Genomic DNA, 12,611 nt, shown 5'->3' with positions numbered 1-12,611 from the left:
CAGAAGCGACCAACAGCCGGACAGAGACAGAATGCGCCGTTCCCAGACCGCCGCCCAGGGCACCATCCACCGCCTGACGCTGGACAGCCAGGTCCTGCGCGGCAATCTGATGGGCGATAGCCCCGCACGTGCGGTGCATGTCTATGTGCCTGCCGGTCATGATGGCCGTGACCTGCCACTGCTGGTCGATATTGTTGGCTACACGGCGGGCGGCCCCGCCCATACCAACTGGAAGAATTTCGGGGAGAACCTGCCCGAACGGCTGGACCGGCTGATCGATAGCGGGGCCATGGCGCCGGCGGTCGTGGCCTTTCCAGACTGTTTCACGCGCCTTGGCGGCAACCAATATATCAATTCCGCCGCCCTGGGCCGCTGGATGGATTTCCTGTGTGACGAGATGGTGCCCTTTATCGAAGGGCGGTTCGGCTGTGGCGGGACCGGCCGGCGAGCGATCTTCGGGAAAAGCAGCGGTGGCTATGGCTCCATGGCGCATGCCTTCCTGCGGCCCGACATCTGGGCCGCCGCCGCCTGCCATTCCGGCGATATGGGGTTTGAGCTGTGCTACCTGCCCGATATGCCGGGTGTGCTGCGCACCCTGTCCCGCCATGGCGGCTCCATCGAGCGGTTCATGAACGCGTTCGAGACGGCGCGCAAGGTGGATGGCAAGGACACTCATGTCCTGATGATCCTATGCATGGCCGCCACCTATGATCCCGACCCGTCACAGTTCCTGGGCATCCGTCTGCCGGTGACGCCGGATACGTGCGAGGTGATTGAAGAACGCTGGGACAACTGGCTCGCCTGGGACCCGGCACGCATGGTGGAAAAGCATGCCGAGGCCTTGCGAGGGCTGAAGGGTCTGTTCATCGATTGCGGTGACCGCGACCAGTATAATCTGGTCCATGGTGCCCGGCGTCTGCACCGCCGTCTGGAGGCGCTGGGCATCGCCCACCGGTACGAGGAATTCCCCGATGACCATTCCTCGGTCGATTACCGGATGGATGAAAGCCTGCCCTATCTTGTCCGCGCCCTGAACGGGTAAGCGCGCATGGCCGAACAGGACATCACCGCCCTTGATCCCACCGACGCCGCAGAAATGGCGAAGGGCCGGCTTCGGCTGGATAAATGGCTTTGGTACGCGCGCTTTCTGAAAACCCGCAGTCAGGCGGCCAAACTGGCGACGTCGGGCGGCCTGCGTATCGGCGGCGCACCGGTTGCCAAGGCCAGCCAGGTGGTGAAGGTGGGCGACGTCCTGACCTTCCCCCTGGGCGCCTATGTCCGGGTGATCAAGGTCAAGGCCCTGGCCGCACGGCGTGGACCGGCACCGGAAGCACAGGCCCTGTATGAAGACCTGGACCCGCCGACGCCGGAGGCGCGGCTGCCGCGAGGGTAGTAAGGTCGGCGTGGTCGACCACCCGGTTGCGGCCCTGCCGTTTGGCCTCATACAGCGCGCCGTCGGCGGCTTGATAAAGCTGTTCCCAGCCCATGCCGTCGGACGGGGCGACCGCGATGCCAAGGCTGGCGGTAACGGTGATGGCATAATCCTGATGCAGGGCCGTCTGCGCCTCAATGCGCAGGCGCAGTCGTTCGGCGACCGCACGGGCCTGATCCTTCACACCCGGCAGGAACAGCAGGAATTCCTCTCCCCCCATGCGGGCCGACAGGTCCTGCGCGCGCAATGCCTGCCGCAGGGTGCTAGCGGTGGCAACAAGGGTCGCATCACCGGCGGCATGGCCGTAACGGTCATTCACCTGCTTGAAATGATCAAGATCCAGCACGATAAGCGCGTCGCCGGCCTGGATGATCGCAGGCATCCTGGCCTCCAGCCAGCGGCGGTTGCCGATATCGGTCAGGCTGTCGATCTCCGCCGCCTGCCGCAGGCCGCGTTCGGCCCGGTCGGTGGCAAAGCCGCAGACTAGGACGGCGATGCCGAAATTCCCCAATATCTGAAGCGCGAAGCCATGTGCGATCCAGTCGACATAGTCCGGCCTTGACAGGATCGCCCACGCCCCCACGCCGAATACCAGCGCACAGGTCGCCAGGACCACGGCCAGCGGCAGGCGTGATGGCAGCGGGTCATGCCGGCAGTCACGCCAGACCGGCCAGGCGGCAACCGCCAGGAACAGGCCGGCCTGCAGGTGGAACAGGCAGGACCGGATGCGGTCATCGGTGTGAAAGCCCGTGACCAGCGCCGCCAGGAGGAACAGGGCTGGTGGTACCAGGATCAGCCATCCCTGCCGGGCCCGCCGCTGTCTGCTCAGCGCATGGATACCCAGATAGATCAGACCATAACCCAGGGTACCTAAAATCAGGCTGGTCAGGGTCCAGAATTCAAGCGGCAAACGGCCCGCCGCGCCCCAGCCTGCCAGGGTCGAGCCCAGGATCAGCAGTCCAAAACCAAGAATCAGGGTCCGCAGGCCCGACGGCCGATGGGATTGTCTGCGCATGTGCATAAAAGCCAGCGCGCCCGCGATCAGCGAAGATTTGTACAGCACCAGAATGGTGACAATATCCAGCGGGAACATCAGGCTTTCCGTCTGGCGGAGAAAATTCTCGCCGCCCGTCTCATAACATGACGACCCCTGTATGTCTTCCCGATAGGTTAATCCTTAAGGATGAGGTGCGCTGTCCTGTGTCCGCCGGTTGCATCGTGCAGCCCCTGTGTGCCTGTCAGACTGGTACAAATCCTACCAATCATGCGCCCCCTTGAACGCTGCGTTGCATGCAGGCGCCCGGCGAAGGGCCGCCACCCGCTTGCCGTGGTCGGGTCGTGCCGCTATGCTCCGCCATCACGTAACAATGTGACCGTAAAGCCACCCCCGTCTTTGCGGTTCGATCCTTGACCCCCAGGTGAGTGACCATGGCCCGCACCCTCTATGACAAGATCTTCGACAGCCACACCGTCCACCGTCAGGAGGACGGCACCGCCGTGCTGTATATTGATCTGCATCTGGTGCATGAGGTGACGAGCCCGCAGGCCTTTGAAGGTCTGCGCATCGCGGGGCGGCAGCTGCGTCAGCCCAAGAAGACCCTGGCCGTGGCCGACCATAATGTGCCGACCAGCAAGGACCGTCTGGCCGGCATCAAGAATGAGGAAAGCCGCATCCAGGTGGAGCAGCTGGCCATCAACGCCAGGGAATTCGGCGTTGAATATTTCGACATGAGCGATATCCGCCAGGGCATTGTCCACGTTGTCGGGCCGGAACAGGGCGTGACCCAGCCGGGCATGACCATCGTCTGCGGCGACAGCCACACGGCCACCCATGGCGCCTTCGGCGCGCTGGCCTTTGGCATCGGCACGTCCGACGTGGAGCATGTGCTGGCCACGCAGACCCTGCTGATCAAGAAGTCGAAGAACATGCTGGTGAAGGTCGATGGCGACCTGCCGCCGGGCGTCACCGCCAAGGACCTGACGCTGGCCGTGATTGGCAAGCTGGGCACTGCCGGCGGCACCGGCTATGTCATCGAATATGCCGGCAAGGCATTCCGCGACCTGTCGATGGAAGGCCGCATGACGGTCTGCAACATGGCGATCGAGGCGGGCGCCCGCGCCGGCCTGATCGCCCCGGACGAAAAGACCTTCGACTATCTGCGGGGTCGCAATCGCGCACCGCAGGGGGCCGATTTCGACCGCGCCGTCGAATATTGGAAGTCACTGCCCAGCGACGAGGGCGCGGTCTATGACAAGGTCGTGGAACTGAACGCCGCCGACATCGTGCCGCTGGTTACCTGGGGTACCAGCCCGGAGGACGTGGCCCCGATCACCGCCAACGTGCCCAGCCCGGCCGATTTCAAGGACCCGCACAAGGCCAAGGCCGTGGAACGCTCGCTGGCCTATATGGGCCTGACGCCGGGTACGCCTCTGTCGCAGGTGCCGGTGCAGAAGGTGTTCATCGGTTCCTGCACCAACAGCCGGATCGAGGATCTGCGCGCCGCCGCCGACGTGGCCAAGGGCCGCAAGGTGGCCGATGGCGTCTATGCCATGGTCGTCCCCGGTTCCGGTCTGGTGAAGAAGCAGGCCGAGGAAGAAGGCCTGCACACGATCTTCACCGAAGCCGGCTTTGACTGGCGTGAGCCCGGCTGCTCCATGTGCCTGGCCATGAATGACGACAAGCTGAAGCCCGGCGAACGCTGCGCCAGCACGTCGAACCGCAATTTCGAAAGCCGCCAGGGCCCCGGTGGCCGCACCCATCTGGTCAGCCCCGCCATGGCCGCCGCTGCTGCCATCAAGGGCCACCTGACGGACGTGCGCACTCTCGGCTGAGCCAGGGCGTGCCTGTAGTGAAAAAGGGGCGTCCCTCTGGGGCGCCCCTTTTTTTACTGCGGTTTGCGCTGTGACAGATACCGGATAAGGGCCAGGGCGTCGGGGGGCGGCTCCCGTTCGATGCGGCGATAATCGCGGCAATCGGGGGTGCGGCTGACCAGCCCCTGTTCCACCAGCTCACGGCGCAGCAGGGCGAAGTCTCGGAAGCTGTGCATCTCGTTCAGTTTCCGGCTGATCTGCTGTTCCGTCATGCTGTCACGCGGCGGCAGGCGCGACCAGATCACCCACAGGCAGGTGGCCTGTTCGTTGAACTTGTTGGGCCAGCGGATCAACTGTCCGGCATCATCAAAATGCCGCATCAGCCGGCGCACGCGGGCGTGATCGATCGCCACCGTCGGGGCAGTGGGTGCCGGGTTCTCCAACTGTTCAAGCGCCGCTGCCTGCGCCCGGTAATGCTGGAAATTGCGATAACCGGCGCCGCGCGCCAGCATGTTCAGAAGCTGCACATGGCCGGCCCTGCCCTCATGCGCTTCCAGTTGTGATTTCAGTGACTTGGCCAGGGCGCCGATATCGGCGACCTGAAAGGGCAATTCCTGCTTCGACATGGGTCAACATCCCGTTTCACGGCACGCCTTGATCCTTGCTGGAACCGTCGGTGGTCGCCATCTTGCCGACGCGGCACGCCTTTTGGGTGTGACGGTCGATAAATATTGAGAAGGCAGGTTTAGCGGCCCCTTGAAGGGCTGGCGACGCCTGGGTGAACTGCCGACCGGCGGCAGCATTAACATGAAACGGGCGGACAGGGCCATCCCTTATGGAATGAGGACGCAAGCCGCTGCCCGCTGTACGGCCTTGGTCAGGCGTGACAGGGTGGCGCTGGGCATGCGGCTGCGCTGCCAGAACAGGGGCACGTCCAGCCCCTGACCCGGCAGTACCTCCACCAGTCGGCCCGCCGCCAGATGCGCGGCTGCCAGGGGACGCGGGTTCATGCCCCACCCGATCCCCGCCAGGGCCGCATCGATGAAGGCCTGGGACGAGGGCAGCCAGTGGGTCGGCACCGCCCCTTCCATCCCCGCACGGCGCAGCCACTGTGCCTGCAACCGGTCCTTGGCGTTGAAGGTTAGGCACGGTGCCCGTGCCAAGGCCTCGGTCGTCACCCCATTGGGGAAATGACGCTGCATGAAGGAAGGGCTGGCCGTGGCGACATAGGGCAGGGCGCCCAAGGCGACGCTGTCACAGCCGGGAACGGCCCCGCCGCCCGCCGTCACGGCGGCGAGAACCTCCCCCCGGCGCAACCAGTCGGCGCTGTGATCCTGATCATCCAGGACTAGATCGAACAGACAGTCGGGCATATCGGCCATGGCCGCCACAAACCATGTGGCCAGACTGTCGGCATTGACCGCAATGCGCAGAACCGGGCGGGGCCCCTCCTGCGCCAGACCCGGCAGGCTGGCCGGCAGCTCACTTTCCAGCAGCGCCACATGTTCGGCATGCTGGCACAGGCGGGCCCCCGCCGGGGTGGCGGTACAGGGGCTGGCGCGCACCACCAGCACCGCCCCCATCCGTTCTTCCAGCAGCTTCACCCGCTGCGACACGGCAGACGGGGTGACGTGCAACTGCTGCGCGGCACGTTCAAAACTGCCCGTCCGCACCACGGCGGCCAGGGCGGAAAGCAGGGCATAATCCAGCATGAGAACAGTAACGCTTAATCAGGATTAGTAACATTAAGTACGCTTAATCACCGTCGGATGATAGGTCCGTTCCCGTCACGCCACGGGAGAACCGCCCCATGTTCAACGCCATCCTGTCCGGCTATCTGCTGGGCCTCAGTCTGATTGTCGCCATCGGGGCGCAAAATGCCTTTGTCCTGCGCCAGGGTTTGCGGGGGCAGCATGTGCTGCCGGTCGTGCTGACCTGTGCCCTGTCGGATGCGGTGTTGATCGTCGGCGGGGTGGCGGGGCTGGGCTGGCTGGTGGAACGCTGGCCGGGGCTGCTGCCGGTCCTGCGCTATGCGGGGGCAGCCTTTCTGCTTGCCTATGCGCTGCGGGCCCTGTGGTCGGCATGGACGGCGACGACGGGATTGGACCCGGCCGCGGGGGAGGGGGCGGGACGGGCGGCCACGCTGGCCACCTGTCTGGCGCTGACTTGGCTGAACCCGCATGTCTATCTGGATACTGTCGTCCTGATCGGATCGGTGGCCAGCCGGTTCGGGGAGTTGAAGGTCTGGTTCGGCCTGGGGGCCGTGGCGGCGTCGTTCAGCTTCTTCTTCGCCCTGGGCTTCGGCGCGCGGTTGCTGCGGCCATTATTTGCGCAGGCAGCGGCATGGCGGGTGCTGGATGGGGTGATTGCCCTGGTGATGGGCGGATTGGCGTTCAAGTTGCTGGTGTAAGACCAGCGGCATGAGTTTTTTTACGCATGCTGCTTGAGGCCGGCCACCGTGCTCGCAAAGCCAAGGCGGCGGAGGCCGCCGCCCGGCGTCTGAGGGCAAATGCCGCTGCTGTGAAACATTTCGCCCTTCGTTTGGGCCGCCAATTCCGGTAAAGGGAAAGTCCGGTCCCCCAACCATACCGCAGGCCCATGCAGCAACCGGCACGGCAGATCCTGACGCTTTTCCCCTTGGCGCTTACCCTGCTGCTGGCCCTGCCGGCTATGGCGGCGGAGCCCCGGCTGATCGGGATTTTCCGCGACTGGAACGCCTTCATGCTGGAGGAGCCGTCGGGTCCCGTCTGCTGGATGGTGTCGCGGCCCAAGAAGATGGAAGGCGATTTCACCAAACGCGGTGATGTCTTCCTGATGATCACCCACCGCCCGGCGGAACGGACCTTTGATGTGGTGAATTTCATCGCAGGCTACCCGTTCGCCGAACATGCCGAGGTGCAGGTTCAGGTCGGCAAGCAGAGCTTCAAACTGTTCAGCAAGGATGAACAGGCCTGGGCGCGCGAGGCCGAAACCGACCACGCCATCACCCAGGCGCTGCGCCAGGGGTCGACCCTGGTGGTGCGCGGCACCAGCCTGCGCGGCAGCCGCACCACCGACACGTTCAGTCTGGCCGGCAGCGGCGGCGCCTATCAGGCCATCGGCGATGCCTGCGCCGAACGGGCGGCGGCCCCCCCGCTGGTGGAACCGCCGCCGCAGTGATGTGACCTTACCCCAGGCCCTTCTCCACAAACGCCGCCATGCGGCGGGCAAAGGATAGCGGGTCGGGCAGGGTCTCACCCTCCAGAATGCGCGCCTGATCCAGCAGCAGCCAGGCCGCATCCTCCAGCGAGGTCGCCGCGCCGTCCTGCGTCGCCTTCTCCGCCAGACGGCGGATCAGCGGGTGACCGGGATTGATCTCCAGCACCCGCTTGGACGCGGCATCGGCTCCCAATTGCCCATGCTGCTTCAGCAGGCGCTGCAGGTGGATATCCATGTCGCCGTCATCGGCCACCAGACAGACGGCACTGTCGGTCAGGCGTTCGGAACGGCGGACATCCTTGACCTCTTCACCCAGGGTCAGCTTCAAAAGGGCGGTCAGCGAGGACAGGTCGCCATCCGTCGCCTTGTCCTTCTTCTCGTCCTCCGGCTTTTCCTCGCCCTTGATCTTGGACAGGTCGGCCCCGCCGCGCGTCACGGACTTGAATTGCTTGCCATCGGTCTCGCGCACCGACCCGACCCAGAATTCATCCACCGGATCGGTCAGCAGCAGCACTTCCACGCCCTTGGCCCGGAAACCTTCGACCTGCGGGCTGCGCTCCACGGCCGATTTCTCATCGCCCGTGATGTAATAGATGGCGTCCTGGCCTTCCTTCATGCGCCCGATATAGGTGGCCAAGCTGACCAGCTCGCCCTTGCTCTCCGTGGTACGGAAGCGCAGCAGCTTCAGCAGATCGTCGCGATGGGCAAAATCCTCATACAGCCCTTCCTTCAGCACGGCCCCGAACGCATCCCAGAAGCGGGCATAGTCGGCGGCTTGCTCCGGATCGGCAGCCTTCTTGTTCAGATCGCCCAGCACGCGCTTCACGATCCCGGCCTTCAGCTTGGCCAGCACCGGGTTGTTCTGCAGCATCTCGCGGCTGACATTCAGCGGCAGGTCCTCGCTGTCCACCACGCCCTTCAGGAACCGCAGATAGGGCGGGACCAGCCCTTCCGCCTCGTCCGTGATGAAGACACGGCGGACATAGAGCTTCACATGATGGGCGCGGCGCGGATCGAACAGGTCAAAGGGCCGCTGCTGCGGCACGAACAGCAGGCCCGTGTACTCGATCACGCCCTCGGCGCGCCAATGCAGGGTCAGCCACGGCTCGTCAAAGGCGTGGCCGACATGGTGATAGAATTCCTTGTACTGCTCTTCCGTGATCTCCGACTTCGACCGTGTCCACAGGGCGTTGGCCGCATTCACGCTGTCGGTCGTGTCGGCCCCTAGCAGGATAGGCACGGCAATATGGTCGGAATAGGTCTTGATGACATGGCGCAGGCGGTGTTCCTCCAGGAACTCCGTCTCCGCCGCGCGGATATGCATGACGATGCGGGTACCGCGCGCCGGGGCATTCTCATCCTCGGCCACGGTAAAGCTGCCCTGGCCGTCGCTGACCCAGCGCCAACCGGTGGCCTCACCCGCCTTGCGGCTGAACACCTCAACCTTTTCCGCCACCATGAAGGCGGAATAGAAGCCGACGCCGAACTGCCCGATCAGGCTGACATCTTTTTTGCTGTCGCCCGACAGGTTCTTGACGAAGGCCGACGTGCCCGACCGGGCGATGGTGCCCAGATTATCGACAAGGTCCTGGCGGTTCATGCCGATACCATTGTCGATCAGGGTCAGCGTCTTGGCATCCGTGTCGGCCACGATGCGGATCTTGAAGTCAGGGTCATCCCCCAGCAGCGACCCATCGGTCAGCGCCGCATAACGCAGCCGGTCGCACGCGTCCGACGCGTTGGAGATCAGTTCCCGCAGGAAGACTTCCTTCTCCGAGTAGAGGCTGTGCGCCACGATATCCAACAGGCGGCTGACCTCGGCCTGGAAACTGAGCCGTTCCTCGCTCATCTCTCTCACCTTGCTCTGCGATTTACATCCAATGAGGGTGGCCGTGAAGCCGCTGCTGGATATGGGGCAGACGGTGGCGGAGCGCAAGCGGGGTTTCAGGCCAGCAGATCACGCACACTGGCCGCCAGGGCACGGGCGGCTGCCGATGTTGCGGGATTGGGCGTCCGCGCCAGCATGACGATCTGTGACGGGGGCAGCGGCGGCATCCCCAGGGATGCCGGGGCCACGGCCAGATCGCCACCGATGATGGTACCCAGCGGGGCCACACCAAGCCCGGCGCGCACCGCCGCCATCAGGGCCAGACAGCTTCCGCCCGTGAATGTCTCCCGCCATGTGATGCCGGCCTGATCAAGCACCCGGATCGCCACCGCCCGGACGGAACAGGGAGAGGGCAGAAGCACCAGGGGCAGGGGGCCATCGGACCCGGACCATCCGGGCGGGACGCGCCATTGCAACGCATCGCTGCCCAGAATCTCTCCCCCTTCCGCCCCATGCTCCCGCCGGATGATGGCAAGGTCGATCTGGCCGCCCTCAAACCGATCCCGGATATCAGCCGACTGACCCAGATGGACGGCCATCGTCGCATGCGGCGGCAATGCCATCCGCACCCGCTTCAGCGTCAGGTCGAGATGGGTACCCAAGGCATGGTCGCTGATCCCGATTGTGATGTGTGAGGGCACAATATCGACCGCGGCAATCGCCGCCTCGTGCGCCGCCAGCAGGGTTCGCGCATGATCAAGAAAGGCTGTTCCCGCCTCGGTCAGGCGGACAAGGCGGGGACTGCGATCCAGCAGCCGTCTGCCAAGCGCCGCCTCCAGCGACTTGATGCGCTGGCTGACAACAGGCTGGACGGTACCCGCCGCCTCTGCCGCGCGGGTGAGGTTGCCATATTCTGCGACAAGGGCGAACAGGCGGACGGATTCAAGATCAAGCATCATATGAAATCGCTATGGTATTTATCAAATATCATAGCGTTCACGAATGAATTTCAAAAGGGCAGAAATGGGCATCCAACCCCAACAGGAGATGTGTGATGCCCATGATCATTGTGCGCTATGTAACGCCCGACCCACGCCCCGACCTGCGCGCCCGGATCGCCGGATTGGCTGCCCGGCTTGGGGCGGAAAAGCTGGGCAAGGATCCCGGCGTGACGGCGGTGCTGGTGGAGCCGGCGGACCCCGATGGCTGGTTCATCGCCGGCAAACGGCCCACCGATGACGGATTGTCGGCCTTCTGGCTGGATATCAAGGTGACGGCGGGCACCAATACCAAGGCGGAAACCACCGCGTTCGTAAAGGCGGCCTATCGGGAAATGGCGGACCTTCTGGGGCCGCTACACTCGGAATGCTACGTCTATGTCCATGAAACCAATGGCGATGCCTATGGTTATGGTGGCCGGACACAGAATGGCCGCTGGGCGGCAGCACATCCGGGCTGACAGCGGGCCGCCCTTTCACGGATTATGCAGATAGCTGGATATCGCGTCGGTCAGGCTTTCCGCGTGGGCGACATTGTCCCGGTTGGACAGCATCATGGCGGTGACCAGCGTTTCCGCCATCAGCACCGCCGCCGTCATGCTGCTGGACAGGACGGGATGCGTGCTTTCGGCCAGCAGCACCGTATCCGCCCGTTGCGCCAGGGGCGATACGGGGCTGTCGGTGATGGCCACCACATGCGCCTTGCGCGATTTGGCAAAGCTGGTCAGGTGCAATGCTGCCTGTGCGTAGCGGGGAAAGGCGATGGCGATCAGCACATCGCCTTCGCCCAAATTCATTAGCCGCCCCGCCGCGACCTCGGTACCGCCAAATTCCACGACATTCACCAGATTGGCGCAGAAGGGCTGCAACCCCAGGGTCAGCAGCCCCGCGACATGGGCCGACAGGCCGAAACCCATGACATAGATGGTGCGCGCCGCGTTCAGCCGGCTGACCAGTTCTGACAGCTGTGTGCCGCCCGCCATCTGCTCCGCGACCCGCGACAGATGCGACAGCGTCGCCTCCAGCCCTTCATTGATGGCGGCCTGCGTCGGGTCGGCGCGGTCGAAGCTGCTGCGCAGTTTTTCAACGGGTCGCAGCACGGTCTGCAACGTCTCTGCCATGCCCGCCCGCAGGTCGGGATAGCCAGCATAACCCACGGCCCGCGCAAATCGGCTCAAGGTGGCGTTCGACACGCCGATGGCGCTGGCCAGATCCTCGATGCTCCACGCCGTAATCCGCACGGGATTGCGCAGAAGATGCTCCGCAATCGTCCGGTTCGACGCCGTCCCATCCGCCATCACTGCCAGCAGCCGGCGGCCCAGTTCGGTATCGGCAAAGGCCACCTCCGTCGACGGGGCGGATTGGGTTTGCGCCTCGCCCTGGCCCGGGGCGTGAAAATCAGCCTGAGAGGATTTTTTCATAGATTGATCTTATGAAAATAACGTGTCATTGTCCATTCCATCGAGCCGATCATTGCGAAACCTGCCGGAAGCCAGTTGCCATGATGCGTCTTATGTCCCTGACGGCGGGTTTCGCCGCAAGTCTGTTGCTTCTGGCCGTACCCGCCGATGCGCAGAATGCCCGCATGCGGGTGGGGGTGGAGGGCAATTATCCGCCCTTTTCGGTGATCGGCCCGGACGGGAAACTGTCGGGTTTCGATATCGACATCGCCAACGCGCTGTGCGCGGAAATGAAGGTCGATTGTACCCTGGTGCAGCAGGAATGGGACGGGATGATCCCGGCGCTCAACACCCGCAAGTTCGACATGATCGTCGCTTCCATGACGATCACGGCGGACCGGGCGAAAATCGTCGATTTTTCCGACGTCTATTATGATGTCCCCTCCCGCTGGATCGCCAAACAGGGCGCCTTTACGGAGCCTACGCCCGACGCGCTGAAGGGCAAGACGATTATCGTCCTGCGTAACAGCCCGCGCGCCAGACATGCCAAGGAAAAATACCCCGACAGCCGCCTGCTACTGGTCGCCAAGGAGACAGATGTCTACCTGGAACTGCGCGCAGGGCGCGGGGATATCGCACTCGGTTCATCGGTGATCGCGGAGGGCCTGTTCCTGAAACGGCCCGAGGGCACGGGCTTTGCCACCGTGGGCGACCCCCTGCGCCTGAAGGGTGACAGTGATGTCGGCATCGCCGTACGCAAGGGCGATGTGCCATTGCGTGACCGGATCAATGCCGCCCTGAAGGCCATCAAGGAAGATGGCCGCTATCAGCAGATCGCCCAACGCTACTTCACGTTTGATGTCTCGGGCGGGAATTCCTGAGGCATAGGGCGGCCCGCCCGCCCGGCCCCCGACCCGCCGCTTTCACCCCAGACCTTCCCCCCA

Annotated in this window: 13 protein-coding genes; 7 read left to right on the top strand and 6 right to left on the bottom strand. The window is 64.2% G+C overall.

Features of this window, described 5'->3' with window-relative positions; genetic code table 11:
* Positions 1 to 31: 31 nt before the first annotated feature.
* Positions 32 to 1,042 (top strand): alpha/beta hydrolase, encoded by a 1,011-nt coding sequence (locus ACT6Q8_RS12250; protein ID WP_444732833.1) that lies wholly within the window; start codon positions 32 to 34, stop codon positions 1,040 to 1,042.
* Between the two features lie 6 nt (positions 1,043 to 1,048).
* Positions 1,049 to 1,393 carry an RNA-binding S4 domain-containing protein gene (locus ACT6Q8_RS12245; RefSeq protein ID WP_444732834.1) on the top strand — a complete coding sequence of 115 codons (345 nt, stop codon included), beginning with the start codon at positions 1,049 to 1,051 and terminating at the stop codon, positions 1,391 to 1,393.
* On the opposite strand, the gene ACT6Q8_RS12240 is transcribed toward ACT6Q8_RS12245, so the two are convergent.
* On the bottom strand, positions 1,293 to 2,525 hold the full coding sequence (locus tag ACT6Q8_RS12240) for a diguanylate cyclase domain-containing protein (RefSeq protein WP_444732835.1): 1,233 nt from the start codon (positions 2,523 to 2,525) through the stop codon (positions 1,293 to 1,295). The genes ACT6Q8_RS12245 and ACT6Q8_RS12240 overlap by 101 nt on opposite strands.
* A 329-nt stretch (positions 2,526 to 2,854) precedes the next feature.
* Between ACT6Q8_RS12240 and leuC the strand changes: the two genes are divergently transcribed.
* Positions 2,855 to 4,264 (top strand): 3-isopropylmalate dehydratase large subunit, encoded by a 1,410-nt coding sequence (gene leuC / locus ACT6Q8_RS12235; protein ID WP_054166876.1) that lies wholly within the window; start codon positions 2,855 to 2,857, stop codon positions 4,262 to 4,264.
* Positions 4,265 to 4,317: 53 nt separating this feature from the next.
* Here the strand turns inward: leuC and ACT6Q8_RS12230 are convergent, their stop codons facing one another.
* Positions 4,318 to 4,869 carry a DUF2087 domain-containing protein gene (locus ACT6Q8_RS12230; RefSeq protein WP_054166875.1) on the bottom strand — a complete coding sequence of 184 codons (552 nt, stop codon included), beginning with the start codon at positions 4,867 to 4,869 and terminating at the stop codon, positions 4,318 to 4,320.
* A 207-nt stretch (positions 4,870 to 5,076) separates the two neighbouring features.
* The gene (locus tag ACT6Q8_RS12225; protein WP_444732836.1) at positions 5,077 to 5,955 is read right to left on the bottom strand and encodes a LysR family transcriptional regulator ArgP; all 879 of its coding nucleotides are present in this window, start codon (positions 5,953 to 5,955) and stop codon (positions 5,077 to 5,079) included.
* 98 nt (positions 5,956 to 6,053) lie between these two features.
* On the opposite strand from ACT6Q8_RS12225, the gene ACT6Q8_RS12220 reads away from it, so the two are divergent.
* Positions 6,054 to 6,653: a LysE/ArgO family amino acid transporter gene (locus tag ACT6Q8_RS12220; protein WP_054166873.1), complete on the top strand. Its 600-nt coding sequence runs from the start codon at positions 6,054 to 6,056 to the stop codon at positions 6,651 to 6,653.
* Between the two features lie 188 nt (positions 6,654 to 6,841).
* Positions 6,842 to 7,402 carry an invasion associated locus B family protein gene (locus tag ACT6Q8_RS12215; RefSeq protein WP_054166872.1) on the top strand — a complete coding sequence of 187 codons (561 nt, stop codon included), beginning with the start codon at positions 6,842 to 6,844 and terminating at the stop codon, positions 7,400 to 7,402.
* A 7-nt stretch (positions 7,403 to 7,409) separates the two neighbouring features.
* Here the strand turns inward: ACT6Q8_RS12215 and htpG are convergent, their stop codons facing one another.
* Both htpG and ACT6Q8_RS12205 read right to left on the bottom strand, forming a co-directional pair.
* Positions 7,410 to 9,290 (bottom strand): molecular chaperone HtpG, encoded by a 1,881-nt coding sequence (gene htpG / locus ACT6Q8_RS12210; RefSeq protein WP_444732837.1) that lies wholly within the window; start codon positions 9,288 to 9,290, stop codon positions 7,410 to 7,412.
* A gap of 95 nt (positions 9,291 to 9,385) precedes the next feature.
* Positions 9,386 to 10,228 carry a LysR family transcriptional regulator gene (locus tag ACT6Q8_RS12205; protein ID WP_444732838.1) on the bottom strand — a complete coding sequence of 281 codons (843 nt, stop codon included), beginning with the start codon at positions 10,226 to 10,228 and terminating at the stop codon, positions 9,386 to 9,388.
* A gap of 95 nt (positions 10,229 to 10,323) precedes the next feature.
* Between ACT6Q8_RS12205 and ACT6Q8_RS12200 the strand changes: the two genes are divergently transcribed.
* Positions 10,324 to 10,728 carry a tautomerase family protein gene (locus tag ACT6Q8_RS12200; protein WP_054166870.1) on the top strand — a complete coding sequence of 135 codons (405 nt, stop codon included), beginning with the start codon at positions 10,324 to 10,326 and terminating at the stop codon, positions 10,726 to 10,728.
* Positions 10,729 to 10,743: 15 nt separating this feature from the next.
* Here ACT6Q8_RS12200 and ACT6Q8_RS12195 read toward each other — a convergent pair whose 3' ends face one another.
* Entirely contained in the window at positions 10,744 to 11,688 is a 945-nt protein-coding gene (locus ACT6Q8_RS12195; protein ID WP_444732839.1) for a MurR/RpiR family transcriptional regulator, read from the bottom strand.
* A gap of 80 nt (positions 11,689 to 11,768) precedes the next feature.
* Here ACT6Q8_RS12195 and ACT6Q8_RS12190 point away from each other — a divergent pair, with 80 nt between their 5' ends.
* Entirely contained in the window at positions 11,769 to 12,548 is a 780-nt protein-coding gene (locus ACT6Q8_RS12190) for a transporter substrate-binding domain-containing protein (protein WP_444732840.1), read from the top strand.
* Positions 12,549 to 12,611: the final 63 nt, after the last annotated feature.

Origin of the sequence: Niveispirillum sp. (genome assembly GCF_052437035.1) — a bacterium.
GTDB lineage: Bacteria > Pseudomonadota > Alphaproteobacteria > Azospirillales > Azospirillaceae > Niveispirillum.
The sequence above is the reverse complement of the archived record's forward strand: the minus strand, read 5'-3'. Positions and strand labels throughout refer to the sequence as shown.